Raw genomic sequence first — 23,409 nt, 5'->3', positions numbered from 1 at the left:
AATCTGAGTATTAAAGAAACGGTTAATAAATCGAAAAACAACAAAAATCATCAATTTATCAACCATTGCTGATGAAATTATCGTTATTTTTTTTAACTCAGATTAGAGGTTGATTATGTTTTCTGAACTAGTTCGTAACACAGTTTTAGCAACATCTTTGACATTACCGAATTTCAAACAAACTACTTCCATTGCAATTTTAGTAGCTGGAATTGGATTGTTTGGTATCAAGTCAGCAGATGCGAGAAATGCCTTACTACAAACACCAGATGTTTCTCAATCTTCATCATATGCGATCGGCTTTGCTGCGCCGAAGGTCATCGCGCAACTCTTAGATGCAAATTCTCCAATTTATGGAAGTTGGAAGCTCAGATATAGCATTGATGGAATCGTTTATCAAAGCGTGTTGGTGATGGAGGGATATTCTGGAGTGATGAGAACTAGATATTTTAACCCTAGTATAAATCAGAAGCAGGGTGTAGACCAGAACATTAGCCTCAAGTCTTCTCCTCAAGGATTAGTTTTATTGGGATATAACCCAGTCTATGCTGGGACTTCCAGAAGACACCCTACTTATGCTGCTGATAATTTTTTGTTTTCTGTTGAGCCTGATGGTTCACTAACAGCATATACTTGCGATGAGCGAAGGCAATGTTCGGCTGTAGATATAGAAAGAATAGTGTCTCAATATTAAATAAACATAGCGTAAATTATCTGGCTTTCAAGTTCCCTGGTGAAAAGCTACACTGACAAGTCAGCGCTTGCGTTATTGCGTATTATTTTCATACTGCATTTATTGTCTTATTTATCAATACCTAAATTCTAAATATTAGAATGACCAAATCAGAGCTTGATGATTTCATCTTTATGCAATCATCAAGCAAAATACTATGGTATTTTAATTGAGTGATAACCCTTGCCAAATATCTAATTATTAATGCGATCGCTAATTCAATTGGTGGAAATAAAAAGAAGTATGTTACGGAATGTAAGTATATCTAAAAACCTTATCAATGACAAACGATCGCCCTTTCAAATCATAAATAAACAATGAGTTCATACTTTCGTTTTTCAAAGCTTTTTTTCATATTACTTACCTGCATTAGCATTACTCCACTCCCAGTATTTGCACAATCGACACCCCCATCTGGAGTAACAATTCCCCCCGATACACCAGGGAAAGTTGAAGAAACTCTACCCCAACCATCACCGACACCAACACTTCCACCCACACCAGCGACACCAACTGTTCCCATACTCCCATCACCCCCACAGGAAAATCTACCTGATAACATCTTTCCTAGCGGTGAAAGTTTTTTTGTCAAAGAAATTCAAGTCACAGGCTATTCTGTTTTAAAAGATGAAATCATCAAATTAAAACAGCCCTTAGAAAATAAAAACATCACATTTGAGCAGTTATTGCAACTGCGATCGCAAATCACTGAACTCTATGTTAAAAAGGGCTATATCACCAGTGGTGCATTTATTCCCAACAATCAAAATATCGCTAGCGGTGTTGTGCAAATCCAAGTTGTGGAAGGCGAACTCGAAGGAATTTCCATTTTAGGATTGCAAAGATTACAAACTTCATACGTGCGTTCCCGGATTAAACGCTTTACAAATAAGCCTTTAAATCAAAAAAGCCTAGAACAAGCGCTGCAATTATTACAACTTGACCCCGTGATTGAGCGAGTCAATGCCGAGTTAACCGCAGGTAGCACCCCAGCTAGCAATATTTTACAGGTGACAATTACTGAATCGCCACCATTCCACCTTGGGGTGAACTTTGCCAATAACCAATCACCTAGCGTTGGTTCAGAACAAGGAAGTGTTTTTATTGCTCACGATAATTTTTTAGGGTTTGGGGATAAATTCAATGCTGAATATGCTGGTAGTGAAGGTTTAGACATTTATGATATCAGTTATTCTATTCCCTTTAACGCCCTAGATGGAACTATTGGTGTCCGCTATAGCAACAGTACTAGCCGGATTATTGAAAGCGAATTTCGTGACTTAAATATCCGCAGCCAAGCCGAAACCCTTTCTTTTAACGTCCGTCAACCGCTAACCCACACACCAAACAATGAATTTGCTCTATCGTTAGCATTCGATTTACGGCGCAGTCAAACTTATATACTCAATGATATCCCCTTCTCGTTTACTGAAGGGCCTGAAGATGGGCAATCAAGAGTTACGGTAATCCGCTTTGCTCAAGATTGGTTACAACGTAATGCTAACAGTGTTTTAGCGGCGCGATCGCAATTTAGTTTTGGCATCGATGCAATTGACGCAACTATCAACAATAGTGGTACTGATGGGCGTTTTTTCTCCTGGGTAGGACAATTTCAATGGGTGCAACGGCTATCTCCCCGCATTTTGATGTTGGCCAAAGTTAACACTCAACTTACTCCTGATTCCTTACTTTCGCTGGAAAAAATCAGCATTGGCGGAGTTGATACAGTGCGCGGTTATAGTCAAAATCAACTTGTTGCTGACAATGGGGTAGTTGGAGGTGTGGAAGTTCGTATTCCCCTAACATCAAATGTGCAAACTTTACAGCTAATACCCTTTTTTGACATCGGCACAACTTGGAACAATCGCGCTAGCAATCCTGACCCACAAACCATTGCTAGCCTGGGTTTGGGCTTAAATTGGCAACCTTTTAACGGTTTGGTATTGCGTGCAGACTATGGTATACCATTTATAGGCACAAGCGATCGCGGTACTTCCCTGCAAGATAATGGCTTTAGTTTTTCAGTGCGCTATCAGCCGTTTTAATATTACAGCAGTTTGCATATATGGTTCTTCAGTACTTGTTATGCCAAATTATCAATGCCATATTTTATATGCAAAGAACCGGATGCCAATGGGAAATGCTACCCCACGATCTTCCACCCTACACCACTGTGTATGGCTATTTTCAGAAATGGCGATCGCTTTGGCATCTGGCAACAAATGCACGACCAAGTTCGCCAACAACTATGAACAGAATTAGGCAAAGATGAGCAGTCCACCGTTGCGTAGGCGTAGCCCGTCGTAGACGCTCCTATATAAGCAATCACATCCAAACCAAATTCGTTTTGTGGTAGAGCGAGTGACCCTTCTTGCTCTGGTCGATATGCTTTTTTGTACCGCAGACATGACTGATTTTGACATCGCCGAATTTTTAGCTGTAGTTCTACTACCCCATAAAACGTTCTTATATGGCGAGGATTACCGACGATCAACTTTTAAAAATATCTGTTAATTAGCAATGTCTCCATTGGAATGATTGAGTTTTTTAAGAACGAGCCTACCGTTTATTTTGTTGATAGCTACTAAAACAGTTACACTTAGTATTCCCAATATTAAAGAAGACTCAGGTATAGGTGTTATAGAAAAAGAACTGAGGGGATAACCTGTATAGGAACCTTGATATCCAACTTCTAAATAGTCATAAGTGTTAAAAACATTATATGACACTTTTCCTGCGGTGAAAGCAAATCCAAATTCACTCAATGCTGGAGAATCAACTAGTAAGAGATTGTCATTGTCAAGAAATGAACCTGGAGGTAATAAAGATTCTATTGGATCGCTATTTCTAGTGCCTGTAATATCTATAATCTCATAACTATTTGTGGCGGAATGGTAAGGGCTAGTTGTTAATGTTCCACTGGCTATAACATTGTCATTTGGGTTCAGTACACTTGTACCAGAGTAGTAAAAATTAAACATGGCAGCCGAAACAGGAGGCATCATAGCCGTTAGAAAACAGATCGTACCAGTAAAAGTAACTGCAAGTTTTTTGTCAAAATTCATTCTATTTTTCTTTTTATTTCAAATCACTATTAAGATCGTCTTTGGTTAATGACTTATTCTTAAAGAACCCCATCTTTGATTCTCTTCTCAACACATACGAAGCTACGGTAGAACGTCAAAAGGTAGCATCATGTCGTTATCCTCGTGATTCAGCATGTGGCAGTGCCACACAAATCGTCCAGTGAATGAATTGCCAAAAGGTAAATTTGCTGCGGCTTTAGCACCAAAAGGAACTATCACACGAACCACCTCAAACGGATTGACTACTACAGTATCTTTCCAACCAGCCTCGTTCGCTGCTGGCGGTTTTGCTGAACCTTTTAAATAGGGAGTAGGGTCGAGTGGTGGATAACCGTATGGGACTGTATCCCCACCAGGTGCGTTGTGCATGAGTACTTTACGCGGCCCAGTAGCCCTGTATGCTGCTGAATACGCAGTATCATTGATTGATTGTCGGTTGAGGATTTGAAATGGTACTAGATGCAGGTGCATTGTGTGGGCATATGGCTGAAGATTGATAAAGTTCCACTGCTCTACTGTGTCTACTTGTGGTTGCTCTCTCAATTCTGGGTGGTTGGCTGCCTCATGCCAGTAAACGGCGTTGAGTATCATGGCTAAGACTTTAAAATTAGAGTCCAAAATATCTATTAGAACCAGGTTGCGCTCTTTGACTGGTTTCGTAGCAATTTTTGTGATTAATGGATTGTTTACTCGCAGCCTTGTGGGAATAGCTTTAGGAACGGCAGCACCCTGATTCACTGTAAACTGCATAACTTCTGGCATTTTAAAGAAACCCTGAGCAATTACCGTAGCTAAACCTTTGGGATACGGTGCAGCAGCGTCGTTTTGCAATACAATCTTGTCTCCTGGCAGGCTTTGAGAAAAATCGATGAGTACGTCTGCTCGTTCACCAGGCCCTAGCAGTAGCTTAGACAAATATACTGGAGCGTTTAGGAATCCTCCGTCACTGCCAATTTGAATTAGTTGCTGATTTGACGACAGCTTTAATCTGAAGAATCGGGAGTTTGAGGCGTTGACGATGCGGAAGCGGTACAAAGTTCGGTCAACATTGAGGTTTGGCCAAACCTTGCCGTTGACGACAGCAACATCAGCGTAAAACTCAGTTTTCCATGTCGCTGGAAAGGACATCGAACCATTGGAATCGAAGGAATGATCTTGCAGCACCAACGGTATTTCATAAGGCGCTCCAGCAGGGATACCAAGGGGGCCATTGCCACCAATGGGATCGTCATCATCCCTAATCAGATACATTCCAGCTAAACCGGCTTGGAGGTTCAAAGCGGTCATGCCAAGGGAATGGTCATGATACCAGAGTGTTCCTGCCTCTTGATTGTTGTTGTAGTTGTACACATTGCTCTGTCCAGGCAGATATGTATCTTCTGGATAACCGTCGCTCTCAGGTTCGGTATTGCTGCCGTGTAAGTGTATAATTGTTCGGGGATTAGTTATGTCGGATGCATTGACACCATGCAAGTTTGTATCTACTGACCCAGCTAATGGATGAGTGCCAAGTTTATTGAATGCCTGAATCCTAACAGGCGTTCCCCTTGCTACCTCGAAAGTGGGGCCAAGATAAGACAATCCGCCGTAACCCCAGGTGGTAGAAGATCCTAAGCTGCTATGGAACGAGTGTGTACCTGGTGCAATATCTAAGGTACTAGGCGGTGAAATTGGGTATGAAATGGGCAGAGACTCGGTAAATTTTGAAAGTGAGGGCGAGGCTGCATAGGTTCTCTTTCCTTTAAGTAGTTCGGGGAGCAGAACTCCGGCTCCTAAACCTGCACTCATCGTTAAAAATTGCTTTCTAGTTAACATTTTTGATTTTGGTTGTAAAAATTAGCATTGAGTCTACAAGGAATTGGACTTACGCAAGAACTCTTTGAAACTCTGATTTCTTTGTGTCCAACTCTTACGAGACGCTGCGCGAATGCGCTCTACCCTTTGGATTCAATAGTTCTTCCATGAGAAAGAACCTCGGCTCGTGGTGCTATAGGTTGATTAGCGATCGCTACGCCCGCCGTTGGCGTTCGCGTTAGCGTCTCTGAAAGAGAAGCCTCTCGTAGAGAAGGCATCGTATGTTTACTAAAACATAGTTGTTTTTGTTCGACATCTTTAGCTGCTAAGAGTGTACTCAAGGAGTCAATTACATAAGTACTTTCTTCTACAGCAGAGTGCATTTCTTCTGCCAAAAAGCTATGGGTTGCTTTGAACTCCTGAATTAAACTATCTCGATCGTTTTGAATAACTAATTGCGCCAACCGATTATAAGCGATCGCTAGCTGCCCAATAGCTTCTCGACGCTCTGATGTCGCAAGCATAATATCTACTACCAGAGGTGCAGACTGACTGAACAAGCGGCCAACTATGTCCATTTCTAGACGAAAAACTGGGCTAGAAAAATCTAAGCTACGATGGATGTCAATGTTTTGTTCTGCTAGGAAAACACCAAGACTAAACGTTGTAAAATTACGGATTGCTTGAACAGCAATCATCATTTCATCGTGTTCTTCTGGTGTTGACACAATCAGTTTACCACCATCATGTTCAATTAAATCCAAAAGCCATTGAAATGCATCGTCTCCACGACCAGAACAGACTACCACCTTTTGGCACAAGAAGGATTTTATCCCTGGGCCAAACATTGGATGTAAGCTCATTACAGGCCCACTATGCTGCTCAAGCATAGTCTGTAATATTGGAGTTTTAATACTAGCAATATCAGCTAAAGCAGTAGTTGGAGAGAGGTATTTAGCAAGTTTATGTATCACATCTATTGTATATTCAATAGGAACACAAACTAAAACTAAATCTGCTTTTTTTAGTAGTGATTCTGCTTGTTCCCAGTCCCCCTGGTCGAGAATACTGATGTAGTGGCCGGTGGCTGATAATTTCTGCTGAAAAAAGTACCCCATCATACCGCGTCCACCAACTAGAGTAACCCGTCGTGGTTTGGTATTTGCTGGAGGCGAAAATGCATTAGCAGCAGAGGTACAACCTGTAACCAGGTTTTTCCACATTGACTCTGGAACACCAGCCTGCACTAAGGAGAATGCAAAATTAGTAATTTGTTCTTCTAAAGATATAGATTGTGATTCAGCTAAAACTGCAATTCTTTTACCTAGTAAATCAATCAGTTGTTGGTCAATTTGTTTCAGCTTTTCTGGAAGCATAAGACCTCTTCAATAGATGATTATTTTTTCAGAGATAGCGATGTCTGCGACAGTCTACGCTTACGCTTAACTGCATCTCGCTATATCTGGGCGTAACTGTGCAGCGCCACGCAAATAGATCGGGCGTAATGCATTTTGAGCCATAGGGGTATTAAAGTGAATTAGCACCCGAATACAGCATTTCAGGCTACCGTTTACCTGCATTTGCTGGACATCCAATAGAGGAACTCGATCCCAACCTGGACGTTGACGCGCCACCGCTGCTGGAAACATTGCATTTAAATCAGGAGTTGCTGAAAAGGTGACACTAACGATTTCAGCAGGATCTAAAGGATTGTTTGCTTCTAAAGCATTCAATAACTCATCTACAGCCTCAGCGATCGCTTGTGCTGAGTTTTGGCTAACTGTAGTTGCACCCCGGAGTCCTCGCACCTGCCATTCTCCAAGTGACGCTGATATGTGATTTTGTTGGTATGTATGTGTAAGCAATGTGAACTTATCCATGTTGATTTAACCCTTAAAGACTTAATTTTTGTCTCAACACAAAGTTTTAGTTAGCTACTCTTTCAACCCAAAATAATTGGAGCTTTTTTTCGGATTTTTAGTCTAATTTTTATTGATATTTGCTATTTCTTAATACCAATAGCTATGTGCTGCTTTGAAGAGTGCGATCGCCTATTATAGTTTTGATGCGATATATATCAGGTCTAGATGATATATTCTGAAAAAATTCTAGAGAGATTATTGAGATTAAAGAGTTAAAAAACAATAAAACTATTTGTAACCCTCTTTCATTCTTTAGATATAACGATTGTTTAACAATAGAAAGTTTAACCAAAGGTGATGAAAGAGGAGCAATCTAGATTGGGCTAAAAGTTAACTAAACCAGCGTCAGTCTTAGATATCAATTAGTTTTCCTTGGCGCTGACGACGACAGAAGATAAAGTAAGCGCCTACCCCTAATAATGCAGGCAACAATCCAGGTTCAAAAACCCTTTCAATTCGGGTTTGGACAGTTCCTGTATACAGTAGATTGCCTATTGAATTAGGAAAGTCCGCATTTGGATAGACATCAAGAATTGCAGTACTTGGAACTGTTGTTCGGATGGCGGTAGATTCCCCAAATGTACCCTTTGGATAATGAAAATAGTTCAGCAAAGCAAACTCAGACGCTGGCTGCCGTTGAGAAGCGCGTACTTCCCAAATAAAATCGTCGGTATCAGGTGATGTAAGACCATCTTCTTGACGGGGTAAAAAAACAATCGGATTGCCAACGGTTCCTTGAAAAACTCCCTTCTCCCCCAAATCAAATTTATAATCATATCCCCCTTCAAAATATAGGGTAGACTTCGGTGAATCTGGAGTTCCTATGGTAGTGTCATCGTAAGTAAAGTAACCGTTCACTCCCTCACCTTCAAAGCTGAATCGATACAAAGCTGCTTGAGCAGTGTCTATATTTAATATTATCGATACGAGGAATGCTGCTGCACTTGAAATAACAGGAAGTGAGAATTTATCAAATAGAGCCATTTCTCTTACCTTTAAAAAAGATTGATTGCCAAATTAAATTTTTTAATAGCTCGGTGAACTAATCTTATGCAGATAATAGTTGTCGGCGCTGACGACGGAAAATAAACCAAGCACTTACTCCCAGTAATGCAGACACTGATGCAGGTTCAGGAATCTGTTCAATTTTTGTTTTAACAGTTCCTTGAAATGTGTAGTCTCCCGTCGTATTAGGGAAATCCCAGTATGGGTAAACTCTGAGTCTAGCGGTGTCAGATACACTCGTGCGGATGGCAACAGAATCTGAAAAGATTCCCTCTGGGTAACTAAAGCGAATTGACAAACCGTATTGCCGCCCACTGGCAGCCGGAGGAACGTAAAGAATAAAGTCATCAACGCCACCATCGTAGCCTAAATTACCAGCACGGCTAAGATAAACAATATTTCTGGCCTCATCATGTATATCTTGCTGCGATCCTTTTGTTCCCTCGGTAACAACACCCCCTGCATTAATCGAATATTGTTCCACTGAGCCATCATACTCAGCAAGAGGAAAGTTCTCTCCGAGAGGTTCTAGCTTCTTAGCTGAATCATCATAGATAAAGTAACCATTTGCTCCCTCGGCCTCGAAAGTAAATTTAAACAGGGCAGCTTCAGCAGTATTTATGTTTAATGTTACTGACGCAAGTAACGCTGCTGCACTTGAAATAGCCGAAAGCGATAATTTATTCAATAAAGCCATTTTTATTACCTCTAAAAAACATTGATTGCCCAATTAGTTTCTGATGGTCAGGACTTGTGCCGTTGACTCTGTAATCTCCATCACAAAACTCCTTTCAAAGATGTATGTATTTTGCTGTTTAGATGTATGCAGTGTAGAGACGCAATTAATCACGTCTCTATAAAAGTCAAGAATCCTATTGACGAATCAAAATTCTATCCTCTTGTTGAGAAAAGCTGACTGATGGAGCAGGAGCAGGGCCTAGCGCGACATCGCCCCAGCGCATTACACAGCCACCAGCATTAGATGACGAACCCATTGTGTAGACGAGAACTAGATCGTTTTCACGAATTTTACCTGCATGGGCGGCATGGTAGAGATTCGCAACGGGAAAGGTTGGCCCAATATTGGCATATAGGGGATTAATGTTGAGTGTACGCTCTGGTTCAATACCGAGAGCGCGGGTGCAAACTCGTGAATACCAAGCACTGGGTGTATTAAAGACAAAAAAGTTGATTTGATCTAAGGTGAGTCCAGCATCAGCGATCGCACCGTGGCAACATAGACGAATAAACTTCACTGTTGTCTCGTTAAACATCTTGCTTGCACCCTTGCCACCTCGGATAAACATTTTGACGTTGCCATGTTCATCGGTGGTGAATTCATTATAGAAAGCACCGCAGGTAGCAGCAGTATTGGCAATTTTCGTACCGAGAATACCTTGGTTTGCTTTCAGTTTACCAACTACAAAGGCTCCAGCACCATCGCCTGATAAAAATGCTAAAGTATCATTTTCGTCAGTATAGCGCGAATATGTAGTTGAGACGACCACTAACACATTCTGATACTGTCCCGTTTGCACTAAAGAACAGGCCGTTTGAAGCGAAACTAATACTGAAGTGCAAGTTGATTCTATATTCCACGCCGCAGCTTGTAGTCCCAATTTTCCAGCCAGAAAAGCAGCATTACCAGGTGTGATTTGCTCTGGAAATAGTGAAGTAACGAGCATGAGATCGATGTCTTCAGGAGATAGCTTTGCGGCTTCGAGGGCATCGAGAGCGGCGCGATACTCTAGTGAGAGCGAAGTCTCATCGGGAGCTAAGACCCTTCGTTCGACAGTACCACGGAAAGGGTCTGACATATATGGTGTTACTTCTTGTGACCAGATATCATCATCACTGGTGACTGTGGCTTGGTCGGGTACAAACAATTTCGCTAGAGTTTTTTGTTCAGCCTCAGCAACCATCTTTGGGAAATTCTCTCTGTAGTAATTGTTTGTGCGGATGATGCTAGGAAAGTTAACTGAAACTGCACGAATACCTACTGGTTCTAATGTTGTCATGACAAATATCCTTTTGATTTTGTTTTTGGTATTACACGATGAAAGTGGAAAATACTGATACGATTCTCAGTTGAGTGAGGTAAAAGAACCCCACCCCCAACCCCCTCATCGCTTGCGGGGAGGGGGCTATGATATACCTTGTATGATTTGGAAACGCTATATAGTTATTAATCATTGGTACTAATGACTAATGACCGAATGGCACGCTTGTAAAGCTGAAAGCTCGTGTAGGCAGGGTGTTGGGGGTAGGGTGTAGGGTGTAGGGGAAAATTAAGAAAACAAAATATCGAGTATGAACATAAATATTTTCCTTCTTCACTACACCCACTCAGCCACACCCCACACCCAAAAGCCTTATAGGTAATGGGTTTGGCGTTAACAAGCGTGCCATTCGACTAATGACCAATGACTAATGACCAATAACCGTTTTAGCTTCTATGGCTCCTTGCTTAATCAAACTTTGAATGCGGCCTCCAATAGGTGCGGGTCGCGTTGGGTCAATTTTCACATCAACAATGAATGGAACAGTAGATAAAAGTGCTTTTTGTAGCGCCGCTTCCAAATCTGATTCAATATTAACACAGATACCGTCAGCTCCCATAGCTCTAGCGATCGCAGCAAAATCAGTACTCGGTATTTCTGTATCTATGGGAACCTGGCCACTTAACCCCTGCAATGCCATTCCTTGGGCGCACATATTGTAACGTCCATCGTTGAGGATAATCCAGACAGATGGAACCTCAAATCTCACTGCCGTGCTGACTTCGTTGTTCATCAGCATTGCTCCGTCGCCAACAATTGCAACGGCTTTACCTTTTCGCCCTAATGCTGTACCTACTACCCCGGTGGTAGCATGACCCATAGAGCCAAAACCAGTACTAATCCGGTAACGACCTGGTTGCTTAAATCGCAACAAGTGAGTTGCCCAAGCAAAGGAGTTACCCGCTTCAGCTAAGATTGAGGCATCGCTACCCTCAATAATCAGCCCTTGAATTGCATCCATCAGAACTTCGGGGCGCACTAAGCCATTGTTGCGGGGAGCATTGGTGTAAATTTCAGGACGGGGTAGTGAGGAATTAGGAAACCAATTAAGACGTTTTGGCAAGTGTTTTAATATCGCTTTGAGGAATGCTTTGATTTCTGAGTGGACAGCAACAGTCTCTACTGATGGATAAGCTACTCCTGGAACTTGCGCATCGATATCAACATGAATGAATCCATTACTGGGAATCATCGCCGGACTCCAAAATGAGGTAGGTTCACCAAGGCGCGTTCCCAACACTAATATGCGTTGCGGTCGTTGCTCTTGCATATATGTCAGGACTGATAAATGTCCGCTAAAACCTGTGACACCGATAAATTGGGGATGATGTTCTGGAAAAATCCCTTTGGCGCGAGGTGATGTCATTACCGCCGCCCCAGTTTTTTGTGCCAACTGGCGGATTTCCTCGGCGGCGTGTCGCGCCCCAAAGCCAACCCAGATGGCAAAGGATTCTTCAGATAATAGTTTTACAGATTTAGCGATCGCTTCTTCACTAGCTGTTGGTACAGATTGAGAAAAGCCTTGCTGAGGTAACTGTGCTTTTAATGGTGTCGTCTGGATTGGGGTAGGAACGCTAATATGGGCTACAAAGCTGCCTGGTTGGGCTAAACCTTGGGCAAGTCTGCGAGAAATTTCTGGCAGTTGATCTCCAGACTCTAATATAGTTGCGTAATTGAATAGTGGGCCCGAAGTAAAAATTCCTGAGAAGGGCATTGTGTGGGCGCTAGTTTCTTGACAAGCTCCCCGACCGCGATTTGCAGTTGAGGTTGCAGCCGACAAGAAAATTACCTTTGCTCCTTCCCCTCGCGCCGCAAAAAGCCCAGTCAGAGCGTTAGTGATCCCAGGGCCTGTAGTAGTGAATACCACGACGGGGCGATCGCTGGCAAAATAAGTTTCAGTCGCGGCGAAGGCTGCTCCTGATTCATGGCGAAAGTGAAGCAATTGGATGCTGCTACGGTTTAATGTTGCCCATAATGGCCCGATACCGCCTCCTGAAACACCGAATCCATACTCAACTCCCAAATTTTCCAGGATCTCGATTAAAGCCTCTGCAACTGTAGGTTGAGCTAATTCTGACTCTGGAGATTTTTCATTCAGTGATGCAGGCGAGAAAATAGAAGATCCAGTTGAATCAAATGAGATTTGATTAGGTGAGAGGCTAGTTTTCGTTCCCAAAGCTTGAGAAGAATTAGTGCTTTTGTTGATGGATTTAATATTCATGATTGCCAATTTTTGTTACTTTCTGTTGACTTTTTACGTACTTGCGTATTTTTGGAAAATTCTTTGATGTAGGGTAAATCAAAAACCTGTTTCCCCTATTTTCTTTTATTTGAAGTGAGTAGTTAGCTCAAACTACGATTTATTTGTTAAAAGCCTTTTAGAACCTGATTGCTGGCGCAAAACTCGTTTTAGAACTTTACCAGTTGGGTTTTTTGGCAGAGAATCTACAAAATTAATGTTACAGGGAAGTTTGTATTTTGCCATTCTTTCAGAGCAAAATTTGATGATTTGTTCTTCGCTAATAACGTGACCATCTTTCAAAATAATATTTGCGTGAACTATCTCACCTTTATAATCATCATTTACACCATATACAGCTACTTCAGCAACAGACGAGTGTTGATAAATTACATTTTCTACTTCAGTTGGATATACCTTAAATCCAGACATATTAATCATGTCTTTCAAACGGTCAACGATGTAAAAAAAACCGTCTTCATCTACCCGACCAATGTCACCAGTATGGAACCAACCATCTTTAATTACTTCAGCAGTTTCAAATGGACGATTCCAATAACCAAGCATGACATTAGGCCCTTTAATTACTATTTGACCCAATTCACCAAGCTCTACCTGATTACCCTTAGTGTCTATAACCTTCATTTCTACATTCTCGATGGGAGCGCCAATGGAACCGAGTTTGTATTTCAAATCATGATTATAAGATGCACATGGTGATGTTTCAGTTAAACCATATCCTTCATTGATGACTTTTCCATACTTATCTCGCCAAGTTTGTGCAACTTCAATTGGCATCGGTGCAGCTGCTGAAAAGTAATAACGCACGCTATTGAGGTTATAACTAGATAAATCGCTATTTAACAGATTAATAAATACCGTTGGTACACCAAAGAACATTGTTACTTGATGAGTTGCGATCGCGTTGAGTATTTGCTCAAGATCAAATCGACGTTTCAGGATAATTGTGGCACACACGTTTAATGCTGCATTGAGAATAGCATTTTGACCAAAGCAATGAAATAACGGTAAGTAAAGTACTAATCGGTCATCTGATTGCATTCCACAACAACGGTTTTGCGAATACATATTAGAAATTATGTTGCCGTGAGAAAGGGTCGCTCCTTTAGGAAAACCTGTTGTTCCCGACGTATAGACAATGCTAGCAGGAGTATGGCGATCTATTTCAATAGCATCTGCATTACCAGAAGCACTTTCCATCAGTTTTGCTAAAGTAATTCCCTTTTTGGCGCTACCTTCTGCAATCAAAATGTGTTGCAGTTCGGGTAAATCTGCCTCTGGTACATTTTCAACGAGTGACTCTGTGGTAATGATTGCCTTAGCAGCACAATCGTTGAGAATATAGCTAACTTCATTGCTTTTCAGCATGACGTTGACTGAGACAACAACCGCACCAATTTTGAGAATACCAAGATAAGAAATGATAAATTCTGGAATATTTGGCAAAAACAAAACTACGCGATCGCCTTTTTTAATTCCTAATCCACTTAAACTGTTAGCTAGACGATTTGCTAGTTGGTTAAGCTGTTTGTAAGTAAAAGATTTCTCTTCAAATATCAGCGCAATTTTGTCAGGATATAGTTGATAACCCCGCTCGATATGATGGGCAATATTCATGGCTAAAAAGACTCACTTAACTTCATTACCTTTGTCTACTTCGACAGTCATTGCTCAGAAGAATTCAGTGTTAATAATGTCTTTTGAGTATTTAGCTGACTGACGTTATCAAGTTCCGTTCGTGGCTGCAATGTCATCATGATGCCTTTTTGAGTTTGCAGAGTTAGCAATGGCTGCGGCTCAACTGGATGTTCAGGCAGTAGATTGAGGCGGAAACGTTGACACACCATTGCCACAATCAACTGAATTTCTGTTAATGCAAAGATGTCACCTAAGCATTGACGTTGGCCGCCGCCGAAAGGAAAGTATGCATAACGGGGACGATCAACAGAGCGTTCTGGTGTGAATCGTTCAGGATCAAAGCCTTCAGGATTATCCCAAAAAGCAGGGAGGCGGTGCGTCACAAAGGGACTGAATAAAAGCATCGAGCCACCTGGGATATGATAGCCGCCAATCAAATCATTGCCCAAGTTGTTGCGGGCATAAACCCACGCACCCGGATAAAGTCGCATTGCCTCTTGGACAACCATTTTGGTATATTTCAGGTATGGCAAATCCTCGAAGGTGGGGGTTCTGCCAGCCAATACCGTAGCCAGTTCTGCCTGTAACTTGCGTTCCACGGTGGGATATTTGGAAAGCAGGTACCAGATCCAGCCAAGTGTTACAGCTGAAGTCTCAAATCCAGCCGAGAAGAGTCCAACTATCTGGTCATGTAATTGCCGATCGCTCAATCCTTTGCCAGATTCATCCTGAGTACTCATGAACATTGAAAGTATGTCATGAGTAGTATGATTGCCTTGTTTGCGTTGCTGAATAATGTTGTTAGCAACTGTGCGGAGGGTGTTGATTGCTTGGGTAAACTGGCGGTTTTTTGGTGTGGGGAAGCTAATAGGCGGCTTGATGACAGCCCATAAGCGATCGCTAAGGAACTTGTAGATAATATTCCAAGCCTGAATTAGTTCGCTGGTGTCACTATCAGCATCGATACTCAAAGTCGTCTTCAGAAGAATCTTCTGTGTCAGCACGAGCATTTCCGCAGAGATATCGAGAGTTGCACGGGGTGGAATTTTTTGCCAGCGTTCTACCATCTCGGCGGTAAGCTGGGTCATGTCATTGACCATCGCGGCGATTTGCTGGCGGTGAAAAGATGGTTGCATGAGGCGACGCTGGGAACGCCATGAGTTACCCTCGCTAATTACCAAGCCTTCGCCAATTACTAGTTTTATGTCCTGGAAATTTTCACCTTTTGTATAGTTCTGAGGATTTTCTTGCAGGACATATTTTATAGAATCGGGATCGGCAATCAAGTAAAGTTGTTGCGGGCCGATTGACCCCAGATGGACAACGCCACCATACTCACGCGCTGCATTGGTGAGGAATTGCAGTGGATTTGTTGACATTTGTGGAAAGCAACCAATAATCGGAAAACCAGGTGGGCCAGGAGGTTTTTTACGTGCATTTTGGTAGATGCTTTGTTTGATCATTGTATTCTCTCCAATTTAATTAGAAAAAATCATCACCGTTCGTAACAGATTAAGACTTAGGAGTTTCAGGTCAACAAAAGCTCCTTAACTGCTTGCACAATCTGTCCACCATTGGCGATATCACTGGCAATTTTGGCGATGTGTTCGTCTAGGGCTTGTTCGTGGTCATTCCAGATGTAAGGTCTGTCGGCAGAAGGCGCTTGTCCGACGACATCACGGATTGCTAGATATAAATTTCTGGTTGCTGGCGAGAGGGTGACGCGGGCATCATAATGTCCAACAGTTTTGTATGTGCGTAAATCAACCGATTGCACACCAAACATCAAAGCGATCGCTATATACTGTTGAAATATTTCTACTGATTGACGTGCTAAATTTGCCGAAGCAAAACCTTGACTATTGATATTTTGGTTATATTGTTCTGCGTGAGTGGGAAAACGATCGGCTATAGAATTTCCGTAGAAGGTTAACAGAGGCATAATCGAGTTGCCAGTAATTTGCAATCCCTTCAATCCCATGTTTACAACTCGATCTGTGTTACCAACTAAAGATGGAGATAGCCCATTGTTAAATTCTGGTGCAACCAAGTACGCTATTTGGACATCCAAGTGTTTAGCTAACAACCCGATGTAATAACGCAATTGATCCATGCCTACACCAATGTACTGCCCTAAGAAATTACCGCCATGATAACTTGCTTGGTTTTCTACATCGATAAGTGGGTTGTCAGTTACAGAGTTAATTTCTACCTCAATTTGTTTTTTAATTTGGTCAAAACCATCGACAATTGGCCCCATATATTGAGGCAAACAACGCAGTGAATAACGATCTTGAATCGGATGTTCGCCACGATAGTTGTGAGCGCCATTTAACTCGTCTCTAACTAACTGTGAACCTTCTAACAGGTTGAGCATTTGGCTAGCAGCCCATTTTTGTCCTGAATGTGGTTTGAGTTTATGGATAAATGGGTGAAATGATTGATTAGTCCCATTTAAACCTTGAATAGCTAAGGCGTGGGCAGCCATTGACAATCCTAAAAGATTTTTGGTGTCGTAGACGCAATTAGCGGCGATACCTGTCATGACTGAAGTACCATTCATCATTGCTAACCCTTCTTTAGGAAGTAGGTGCAATGGCTCTAAATTCAGCTTTTTGAGTGCTGTTAGGGCATTTATTTCTTCACCGTTAAAGTCAACGGTGTAACTGGAATTTAAACCAATCAATGCTCCGGTAATATATGCTAAGGGTGTTAAATCACCACTAGCACCAATGGAACCAAATTCGCAGACATGAGGTGTAACACCAGCATTCAGAAATATCAACATCCGCTTGAGGATTTCTAAACGAATCCCCGATGCACCACTAATGTGAGAATTCACACGTAGCAGCATGGCAGCCCGAACATCAACTAGAGGTATTTTTTTACCTGCACCGACTTTGTGATACCACATCAAATTATTTTGTAGTAAAGTCGCAGATTCAGGAGAAATTACCACGTTTGCCATACCACCAAAACCAGTTGTCACCCCATAAATAGGTTCACCAGATTCAACGGCATTACGAATATAATCGCAGGATGCTTGAATATTACCCAGTTTTTCTGGATCGTCAGTTAAACGTACCTGTTTGCCATAACGCGCTACACTAATTACTTCTTCAACAGTGAGATTGCGATCGCCTACGACTACAGCATCATCAGAACTAGGGACAAAAGAAAAAGCTGTTTTCTGGCCAGTGTTTGTACTTAAGCTAACTGTATTCATGTTTTCTAGAGTTTGTTGTGACTAAAGTTTTCAATCTTGGCTGACAAGCTAACAATTCTTAAAGAACCCCAATCTTCCAATTTACTAAAGATGTCTGCGACTGAGTGACTTTACTGTTTGTGTATCTTGGTTCTTGCCAGCGACCAAAGAATTTGCCCAGAGGAGTGATTTCTTTCATAAATTGCTCAAAGTTAGGAAAATTGAGCGATTGAGGCCCATCTGAAAGGGCTTTTTGAGGGTTAGGGTGAACCTCAACCATTAGCGAATCACAACCAGCCGCGATCGCAGCCAGCGCCATTGATGTCACCAATTCCGATTTACCAGTAGCGTGGCTAGGATCGATCGCAATTGGCAGGTGAGTCAAATTACGCAAAACCGGAATTGCAGATATATCTAACGTGTTGCGTGTATATTCCCGATCAAAAGTTCTAATGCCTCGTTCGCACAAAATCACATTGGGATTTCCTGCTGCCAAAATATACTCCGCTGACATCAGCCAATCTTCAATAGTGGCTGACAAACCACGTTTGAGGAACACAGGTTTATTGGTTGCACCGACTTTTTTCAAAAGAGAAAAGTTTTGCATATTGCGTGCGCCAATTTGCAAAATATCTGCAACTGATGAAATTATTTCCAATTCAGCTGCATCCATTACCTCGGTAATAATGCCCAAGCCAGAAACCGATTTAGCTGTTGCTAACCAGTCCAAGGCACTTTCTCCATGTCCCTGGAAAGCATAAGGTGAAGTTCTGGGTTTGTAAGCACCTCCTCTGAGAAACTTTGCACCTGCGGCTTTGACTTGCAGTGCAGTTTCTACAATCATTTCTTCGCTTTCTACAGAACAGGGGCCTGCAATTACAACTACAGGATGGTTTTGACCAAAGGTTATGGTTTCAGAGGGTGTAAACACCTTTACTTCACTGGGTTCACCATGACGAAACTCTAAACTAGTGCGTTTGAATGGCTTCTTTATCCGTAGCACTTGCTCAATAAAAGGGCTTAAATTTTGCACTTGGCGCACGTCGATTTCTGCTGTATCACCAATTAAACCAATAGCTACTTTGTGTTTACCTACAGAGATTTCTGGGACAACATTCCAGCGTGAAAGTTCTGTGAGCAATGAGTCAATTTCTTGTCGAGGAGAACCGGATTTCATGACAATAATCATCGTTTCAACATCCTTCTAAAATATGTATGCAATTAACTTGTACAAATCTGAAGTTGTGTAATTACTTAGCTTAAAAACCAGGAAATAATGGCGTTCAGTAGTTTTACTGTTGCCAATGACTTACACAATATCTGAGAACTTCATGTAGCACAGCAACCTTTTCTGCTGCTTTAGGTGCAGTTTCTCCACCTAGAACATGCACAAAAGTGCATTGACAGCTTTTCTGCAATTTTTACCCGAAAAATAAGACTTTTTGTGCTTTGTAGAGTCAACTAACCGATATGATTGGTCAGATTCACTCGTTGGAGGAAAGGGATTTCCAGCAGTTGATGTTACCTCTAGCCCAATACAAGCGCATCGAGCAAGCCCGCGCCTAAGTCTTACATACTCTGGAAGATTATTCTGCTCAAAGGGTGAGGAATCGTTCTCCTTAATGCTTGATACTTGAGTCTTGAATTGCAAAAACTATCAAAACAACTAAGTGATGAAATCCGATCGATTAGAGATGCAAGACCCCCGGCAGCAATATCCCGCTCCGCCCTTTCCTCAACAACCACAGCCCGTACCAGGACTTGCTCAAAAGATGCAGCCCCAACCGGATCACGGTGAGCAGAGCTACATTGGATGTGGAAAACTTGCAGGTCGGAAGGCATTAGTCACCGGAGCCGATTCTGGTATCGGGCGTGCTGTTGCGATCGCATTTGCGCGGGAAGGTGCTGATGTCGCGATCGGCTATCTTAAGAGCGAAGAGGCTGATGCTCAAGAAGTCATCCAATTGATTGAACAATCAGGGCGCAAAGCAGTTGCGCTTCCGGGTGACATCACCGACGAGCATTTTTGCCAAAAGCTGGTGACAGATGCAGTGCAATCTTTGAACGGTTTAGATATTCTGGTGAACAATGCTGGCGCACAGACATCTTACCCATCAATTAGCGATATCACGACTGAGCATTTCGATAAAGTGATGAAGACAAACCTCTACGCGCTATTTTGGATTACCAAAGCTGCCGTTCCACATCTTAAACCCGGAGCATCAATTATTAACACCACTTCGATTCAGGCATATCAACCTTCAGCGAGTCTGCTTGACTATGCGATGACCAAAGCCGGCATTGAGAATTTCAGCAAATCTCTCGCCAAACAGATGATCGAGAAAGGAGTGCGCGTTAATGCAGTCGCACCCGGTCCATTCTGGACTCCGCTACAGCCGAGTGGTGGTCAGACCCAGGAGAAGATCGAGAAATTTGGTTCTGAAGTTCCGCTCGGAAGACCTGGGCAACCTGTGGAAATTGCTCCTGTGTATGTGTTGCTTGCTTCCCAAGAAGGCAGCTACATCACCGGAGAAGTTTATGGTGTAACAGGCGGCATCGGAATTGCCTAGTTCAAAATGTTGAAACGACTCTAGGAGAACTTTTATAAGAGTCACCGATCTTGAAAATAGGGAAAACCTTCAAATTAATTCTGGTTGGTTAACTGCGATCGCCATCGGCTTATGGCGGGTATACCATCGCAATCGTCATGATTGTACTAGGCATGATTGCGTTGGCGCAGCCCGCCGCAGGCATCGCATTTCCCTTCTTTGTGTCCGTTACTTCAGCGCTAGGATTTGACTCAATTTTTGTGTTTGCCGGAATTGCTTAAATCATTTAATCATTTATGCCTTTAAGTCATTAGGTGCTGGTTTTGTGGCTTGGAAACTTGTTTTAGGGATTCTATCGAATGCTGACGCTGCATTTTGGACAGTCTTGACGCGCTACCTTAAGTTGAGCAGTGCTAGCTGGTCATCCCAAGCTCAAAAATGTTCAGAAATCTCCAGATGCGATTGATTTGCGATCGCTTGCACATGAACCACCCAAAGAAAATGTTACTGAGTGTCTCAGGTTGATGGGTATCGCTTTGGGTAATCTGGCCAGTGCAATGAACAATACCAAAGCCCTGCAAGCTGCGGCGTTAATTTTGGGGAGTGAGCCGACACCAAGTGCGATCGCTCCCTATCTGCAAGTCCTAGCCCAGTTGAGGAAAATCAGAGGTGGACAGTAGAGAAGCGGATGCCATCTGTGATACGCTGGCTGATGCTGACTTCTAATCTTTGTAATGCCAACTTGAAGATTATTCGTTTTTTGCATAAAGCACGAAACTTGAGGTGAATAGTATTATATAACAGTATCTATTATGGATAAACCGGGGACAAGATTAATTGTCTCCCATATAATTTACTTCTATCAAAAACTGCTCTGGATAACTCCAGGGCAGTTTTATGTTGAGCCGATTAGCCCTAGTTTAGTAATCGCTATGATATTAGATAGAGTTTTATCATTCATCAGGTGCCAAATAATCAACACAAGCAATGCCAACTGTGTCAAAGAGAGATGGAATATTTAACTGTCCATCACTTAATTCCACGACAAAATACCAAACGCAAAAAACAAGACCCAGGCCCAACAGCAAATATCTGTTCTGCCTGCCATCGACAGATTCATGTTTTATTCGATAATAAGCTGCTGGCCCTTGAACTCAACACACTAGACAAGCTCAAAAATGAGCCGCAAATGCAAAAATTCTTGGTTTGGGTAAAAAAACAAGACCCAGGTAAGCGAGTTTCAGTCCATCGCTAAAAAGTAAGGTCGATAGTGTGTTCTGTGTTACATCACATGCACTGAAGCTATAGAAAAGAAACAGAAACCTTAAAAATGACACTAAAGTATAAATCTTGCGTATGTATGACGACAACAGCAAAAGTATTTATTAACTTTATTTACAATTTTTCGGTTAAAAACTAGAGCATTTTTTGGATATTATCGTCCAAAATCCTTTTATTTAGATTTTATAGCCCAATTACGCACCTTCTACCCCAATTTATTATTAGTTCTTGGGGTTATTGTAGTTAGGCAGCAGAACTATATTGCTATCATCTCGCCCAAAATGACCCCTGTTATGTCCTTTTTTCAAAATTCTTTCAGAAGGGGATTAGGATGAATACCGCCGCACGCGAAGTTATTTTTGATTACACGAATACCGTCCAAGCCCAAAAAACAGAAGAGATTCCCCCAACCGCGCTCTTTGAGCAGTATGATACTGCCGCCGTCATGGGCGGACTCTACGGCGATGGGATCGTTGGGTTGAAAGGCGCATTCGAGCCGACCTGGGCAGATCGCCTTGGTGAGGATATTGAGGTTCTCTTCTCTGAAGCGCTTGCGCGTCCGGGAGGAGCAGTGGGGCGCGGGCCCAACCGATACTACGTAGAGATTCACCCGGAGAGGATCGGGGGATTTCTCGATCTGGTCACACATCCTTGGGTAGTGGCAGTGTCAACCGCAGTCCTTGGAGAGGACTACAAAATCGTAGAGATTGGGTTTGACGTGCCTCTGACTGGCTCCATGAATCAGCCCTGGCACCGCGACTTTCCCGCACCCGAAGCCACTCTGACAGGACGCAGGCTCAACTCGCTTGCCTTCAACTTAACCACCGTGGATGTCGAAGAGGACATGGGGCCGTTCGAGATAGCACTCGGTACCCAGTGGGATCGGCCAATCGGCTTCAAACACGAAATGTTTCCGCCAAAATCTCTCTACGACCGATACCAGGAGCGTGCTGTCAGGAAGCTCCCAAAGCGTGGAGATATATCTGTCCGGTCAGCGCTGACCATTCATCGGGGTACTGCCAACCAATCCCAAAAATCCCGCCCGACGCTAGTGCTTGGTGTGGATGCTCCAGATGCCCAAAACGCAAAGCGGCACGATCTCCAGTTCACTCGTGCTTATTACAAAACTATACCCGCAGAACAGCGAAAGCACTTCGCCTGCCGAATCGTCGATGAACTAGAACCTATCGTACAAGCGCATACGATTGAGGGACTCATCATGGGGGAGTCTTAACATCATCCCAGTTCAGGTTAAAACACATTGTTAGCATATAGCAATCTGATTTGATTTCTGAATTAATCGTAGGGACTAGGGACTGTGGACTGGGGACTGGGGACTGGGGACTGGGAAGAAGGAATAAAGCTGTACTGAGTTTTTTTCACGCAATCAAATATGAGTCCTATATAAAAATTACGTGTATTTCCGGGCTGATGGGGCTGGGTGGGGGGAAGGTGAAAAGCTGCGGACGCGTAAATGCCTTGATTGTAGCAATGTTCAGCTATTTACATAAGTTGAAAAAACAATCGCTAATAAATGTTCAGTGCGGTTAAAATTGTGATTTCTTAATATTGCAACAATTATTGTTGCAACATGAAGCCATTGTGGAGAATTCCCATAATCTTAACTGCGATCGCTGGAGCTATCATCACTGACGTTGGTAATTGCGATGCCTGCGGCGGGCTACGCCTACGCATCAATCGGGTGTATTCTAGTGGGCTGGAGGAATCGGTACAGAAGTTTTTGGAGTCGTTAGGAAAGCTGAATCGGGCTTATTTGACGGCGTTGGAAGAAAAAGTGTTGAATGTTTTGAAGTCAAAAATTAAAGTTTAGTTATCAATCTCTTATTTCATCAAACTTATTCTCGATGGGAGCAAA

Annotated in this window: 18 protein-coding genes and 2 pseudogenes; 8 read left to right on the top strand and 12 right to left on the bottom strand. The window is 42.6% G+C overall.

From position 1 onward, the window contains the following. Positions 1-115: 115 nt before the first annotated feature. The 3 genes and pseudogenes from RMY64_RS06340 to RMY64_RS06330 all read left to right on the top strand — a co-directional run. The gene (locus RMY64_RS06340; RefSeq protein ID WP_322699620.1) at positions 116-694 is read left to right on the top strand and encodes a hypothetical protein; all 579 of its coding nucleotides are present in this window, start codon (positions 116-118) and stop codon (positions 692-694) included. A gap of 356 nt (positions 695-1,050) precedes the next feature. Continuing rightward, positions 1,051-2,778, top strand: a complete 1,728-nt coding sequence (locus tag RMY64_RS06335; RefSeq protein WP_322699619.1) for a ShlB/FhaC/HecB family hemolysin secretion/activation protein — start codon at positions 1,051-1,053, stop codon at positions 2,776-2,778. A 44-nt stretch (positions 2,779-2,822) separates the two neighbouring features. Next, a pseudogene (locus tag RMY64_RS06330) lies at positions 2,823-2,982 on the top strand (transposase); the annotation flags it as partial. Positions 2,983-3,243: 261 nt separating this feature from the next. On the opposite strand, the gene RMY64_RS06320 reads toward RMY64_RS06330, so the two are convergent. The 12 genes from RMY64_RS06320 to aroF form a co-directional block, all read right to left on the bottom strand. Further along, on the bottom strand, positions 3,244-3,798 hold the full coding sequence (locus tag RMY64_RS06320) for a hypothetical protein (RefSeq protein WP_322699618.1): 555 nt from the start codon (positions 3,796-3,798) through the stop codon (positions 3,244-3,246). A 102-nt stretch (positions 3,799-3,900) separates the two neighbouring features. Further along, positions 3,901-5,634 carry a multicopper oxidase family protein gene (locus RMY64_RS06315; protein WP_322699617.1) on the bottom strand — a complete coding sequence of 578 codons (1,734 nt, stop codon included), beginning with the start codon at positions 5,632-5,634 and terminating at the stop codon, positions 3,901-3,903. A gap of 119 nt (positions 5,635-5,753) precedes the next feature. Next, complete coding sequence (gene tyrA, locus RMY64_RS06310) at positions 5,754-6,989, bottom strand: bifunctional chorismate mutase/prephenate dehydrogenase (protein ID WP_322674622.1); 1,236 nt, start codon at positions 6,987-6,989, stop codon at positions 5,754-5,756. A 66-nt stretch (positions 6,990-7,055) separates the two neighbouring features. Next, positions 7,056-7,493 carry a chorismate mutase gene (aroH, locus tag RMY64_RS06305; protein WP_322674621.1) on the bottom strand — a complete coding sequence of 146 codons (438 nt, stop codon included), beginning with the start codon at positions 7,491-7,493 and terminating at the stop codon, positions 7,056-7,058. Positions 7,494-7,886: 393 nt separating this feature from the next. Next, complete coding sequence (locus tag RMY64_RS06300; RefSeq protein ID WP_322674620.1) at positions 7,887-8,519, bottom strand: hypothetical protein; 633 nt, start codon at positions 8,517-8,519, stop codon at positions 7,887-7,889. A gap of 64 nt (positions 8,520-8,583) precedes the next feature. Then, positions 8,584-9,237, bottom strand: a complete 654-nt coding sequence (locus RMY64_RS06295; protein WP_322699616.1) for a PEP-CTERM sorting domain-containing protein — start codon at positions 9,235-9,237, stop codon at positions 8,584-8,586. 175 nt (positions 9,238-9,412) lie between these two features. Further along, complete coding sequence (locus RMY64_RS06290; RefSeq protein WP_322699615.1) at positions 9,413-10,558, bottom strand: 3-oxoacyl-ACP synthase III family protein; 1,146 nt, start codon at positions 10,556-10,558, stop codon at positions 9,413-9,415. 409 nt (positions 10,559-10,967) lie between these two features. Further along, complete coding sequence (locus tag RMY64_RS06285; RefSeq protein WP_322689284.1) at positions 10,968-12,821, bottom strand: ScyA-related TPP-binding enzyme; 1,854 nt, start codon at positions 12,819-12,821, stop codon at positions 10,968-10,970. A gap of 132 nt (positions 12,822-12,953) precedes the next feature. Next, positions 12,954-14,477, bottom strand: a complete 1,524-nt coding sequence (locus RMY64_RS06280; protein WP_322689283.1) for a long-chain fatty acid--CoA ligase — start codon at positions 14,475-14,477, stop codon at positions 12,954-12,956. 47 nt (positions 14,478-14,524) lie between these two features. Continuing rightward, complete coding sequence (locus RMY64_RS06275; RefSeq protein WP_322699614.1) at positions 14,525-15,961, bottom strand: cytochrome P450; 1,437 nt, start codon at positions 15,959-15,961, stop codon at positions 14,525-14,527. A 65-nt stretch (positions 15,962-16,026) separates the two neighbouring features. Continuing rightward, positions 16,027-17,724 (bottom strand): aromatic amino acid ammonia-lyase, encoded by a 1,698-nt coding sequence (locus RMY64_RS06270; protein WP_322674614.1) that lies wholly within the window; start codon positions 17,722-17,724, stop codon positions 16,027-16,029. A 58-nt stretch (positions 17,725-17,782) separates the two neighbouring features. After that, positions 17,783-18,892, bottom strand: a complete 1,110-nt coding sequence (gene aroF, locus RMY64_RS06265) for a 3-deoxy-7-phosphoheptulonate synthase (protein WP_322685825.1) — start codon at positions 18,890-18,892, stop codon at positions 17,783-17,785. Positions 18,893-19,376: 484 nt separating this feature from the next. On the opposite strand from aroF, the gene RMY64_RS06260 reads away from it, so the two are divergent. The 5 genes and pseudogenes from RMY64_RS06260 to RMY64_RS06240 all read left to right on the top strand — a co-directional run bounded on the left by RMY64_RS06260 (position 19,377) and on the right by RMY64_RS06240 (position 23,364). Beyond that, the gene (locus tag RMY64_RS06260) at positions 19,377-20,273 is read left to right on the top strand and encodes an SDR family oxidoreductase (RefSeq protein WP_322689279.1); all 897 of its coding nucleotides are present in this window, start codon (positions 19,377-19,379) and stop codon (positions 20,271-20,273) included. Between the two features lie 440 nt (positions 20,274-20,713). Continuing rightward, positions 20,714-20,905: pseudogene (locus RMY64_RS06255) on the top strand (hypothetical protein); the annotation flags it as partial. A gap of 311 nt (positions 20,906-21,216) precedes the next feature. Beyond that, a complete protein-coding gene (locus tag RMY64_RS06250; RefSeq protein WP_322685823.1) occupies positions 21,217-21,507 on the top strand; it encodes an HNH endonuclease in 291 nt (96 codons plus the stop codon). A gap of 357 nt (positions 21,508-21,864) precedes the next feature. Next, positions 21,865-22,767, top strand: coding sequence for a phytanoyl-CoA dioxygenase family protein (locus RMY64_RS06245; RefSeq protein ID WP_322674610.1), 903 nt, complete (start codon positions 21,865-21,867; stop codon positions 22,765-22,767). Between the two features lie 357 nt (positions 22,768-23,124). Next, positions 23,125-23,364 (top strand): hypothetical protein, encoded by a 240-nt coding sequence (locus RMY64_RS06240; RefSeq protein WP_322699613.1) that lies wholly within the window; start codon positions 23,125-23,127, stop codon positions 23,362-23,364. Positions 23,365-23,409: the final 45 nt, after the last annotated feature.

It is taken from the genome of Nostoc sp. DedQUE08 (assembly GCF_034530895.1).
In the GTDB taxonomy this organism is placed as follows: Bacteria; Cyanobacteriota; Cyanobacteriia; order Cyanobacteriales; family Nostocaceae; genus Nostoc.
Note: the sequence above shows the minus strand (reverse complement) of the source record. Positions and strands in the feature narration are given on the sequence as shown.